At 30.5% G+C, this 2180-nt stretch carries 3 protein-coding genes; all 3 read right to left on the minus strand.

All coding sequences use genetic code 11. The features are described 5' to 3' along the window. Window positions 1-234 precede the first annotated feature (234 nt). Window positions 235-1488, minus strand: a complete 1254-nt coding sequence (locus U9P79_05950) for an ATP-binding protein (protein MEA2104164.1) — start codon at window positions 1486-1488, stop codon at window positions 235-237. A gap of 172 nt (window positions 1489-1660) precedes the next feature. Continuing rightward, complete coding sequence (locus U9P79_05955) at window positions 1661-1819, minus strand: hypothetical protein (protein MEA2104165.1); 159 nt, start codon at window positions 1817-1819, stop codon at window positions 1661-1663. A gap of 17 nt (window positions 1820-1836) precedes the next feature. Beyond that, window positions 1837-2180 (minus strand): DNA repair protein RadC (gene radC / locus U9P79_05960; GenBank protein ID MEA2104166.1); only part of this gene is annotated, 344 nt, incomplete at its 5' end.

Consider the following 2180-nt stretch of genomic DNA (forward strand, 5'->3'; position numbering starts at 1 on the left):
CGCTGAATTGCTGAAATGCTGAAATGCTGAAATGCTGACCCGCTGATATGCTTTTTCTCCATTCTTTGTATATTTCAATTCAAAAGTTACCAGTGATTTCAGTTGAAAAGTCCCCACCTTAAAAACCAAGAAAGATGAAATTATGGAAAGAAATCATAGGTGTTTATCCGTTCTGCTTATTTACACAAAAAAATCTTACAATTTTTACTGTTTTATTCTTACAAAACAGCCCAATTAGTCATCAAGTAGCCATTTCCAAACTGGCATAATCACAATTTTTTTTCCTTCTTTTTCAACTAAAGATTCTTCAGTAAAAGTCAATATTAAGCCGTCATCCAACCCATAGTTATTCATTGCTTCCAACAGTCCTTGAAATTCTCTTGTTCGATTTTTCTCATTTAAATTCCAAGTCACCTGAATAGCCTTCGTAATATTTGCACCTTGTTTAATAAGAAAATCACATTTTCGTTTTTCTCTATGAAAAAAGATCTCCTTATTATTTCTTTTCAAATCTAAAAAAACCACATTCTCCAGCATTCTCCCCTTGTCTTCGCTGAACCGGAAACCAACAATATTTGCAAGTTTAGAATCTATAAAATACACTTTTTTATTATAATAGATTTGTTTCTGTAGCGAATAATTATAGCGGGATAACAAAAATACAAGGTAACTATTTTCAAGATAATGAAAATAATTTTTTATTGTTGTTGCACTTGTCAAACCAGTGATATTTTTTAATTTATTAAAACTAATATCCTTACTTACATTGCTGGCAGCATAAAAAGATGTTATTTTCAAGGCTTTTTCAGAACGAATATTAAATCGGGTAATTATATCTCTATACAATATATTTTCATAGAGATTTTGCAAATATTCAGTTTTACCAGTTTGCAAGTATTCCGGAAAACCTCCATTATCAAGATATTCAAGGAATAATTTTCTGATTTCTGCAGTTTCTATACTGGTCAATTTTTCAATATTTGTTATCGCTTTTCCCTTAAATCTGAGGAATTCTCTAAATGAAAATGGGTATAATTCCCGCATAATATTTCTGCCGGTTAGATGTGTGCCCATTTCTTTGCTTAGCATAGATGCATTTGAACCGGTTATGAAAATTTTGTTTCCCCGATTATGCAATCGTCTTACAAACCGTTCCCAACCTGTTATATTCTGGATTTCATCAAAATAAAAATATTTTTTTCTGCCGAATAATTCGATTAATAGTTCATACATCTGTTGAAAATCATTCACAGTGAAATTTATAAATCGCTCGTCATCAAAATTAATATAGTAACTATCCGGTTTTCTTATTTGATCCAAGAGAACCGATTTCCCACATCTTCTAACGCCAGAAATAATTATGATAAAATCCGTGTCGTCAAAGCTATTAATATTATTGGAAAGAGTTCTTTTTATAGTGAATTCCTTATCAAACCCATTTTTCTTTTCTTGCAGAAGTAAAATATCTTTTAAATTATTTCTATCCATAATTATTGAATCCAAATTTTATTTGGTTTACCAAACCATATTTTACGACAAATTATTGGTTTGGTAAACCAATGTCAAGTTTTTCTTTGGTTGATTACTAATCGGCATTTAAATAAAATAGACAATTCAACTATGCCCAATTTTGACAACTTTTCCACCAAAATATAAGACGTTATCCATTCCATTTTTGCAACGATTTTTTATCTGCATATTCCAAATTATCTTTTATGGTTGATAGCTTTGCTACAACTTCCGGTTCTTCTTCTAATTGAGTAATTTCTTTTAGATATATTTCTGAAAATAGGTATTCGTTTGTATAAAATTTATTCATCCTTGCTCTCTTTCATGTTATTCATTCCAAATTTCAATCTCACCAGTATCTGCAAAACTATAATATTTATTATCTCCGATGATGATATGGTCTAACATTCTAATCTGTAGCATGTTGGTTGCTTTAAGCAGTTGTTGGGTAATTTTTTCATCTTCTGGGCTTGGTTGTATATTTCCGGAAGGATGGTTATGAACAATAATAATTCCGGAAGCATTATGCTCTATTGCTTTTTTCACAATTTCGCGGGGATATATTGCAGATTTATCGACAGTTCCTTCAAACAAATCTTCAACCTCGATAACTGCGTTTTTTTTATCCAAAAATATAACTTTGAAAACCTCTTTTTTTAGATCTCTCATTG

This window comes from Candidatus Cloacimonadota bacterium, from assembly GCA_034661015.1.
Classification (GTDB): Bacteria; Cloacimonadota; Cloacimonadia; order JGIOTU-2; family JGIOTU-2; genus JAYEKN01.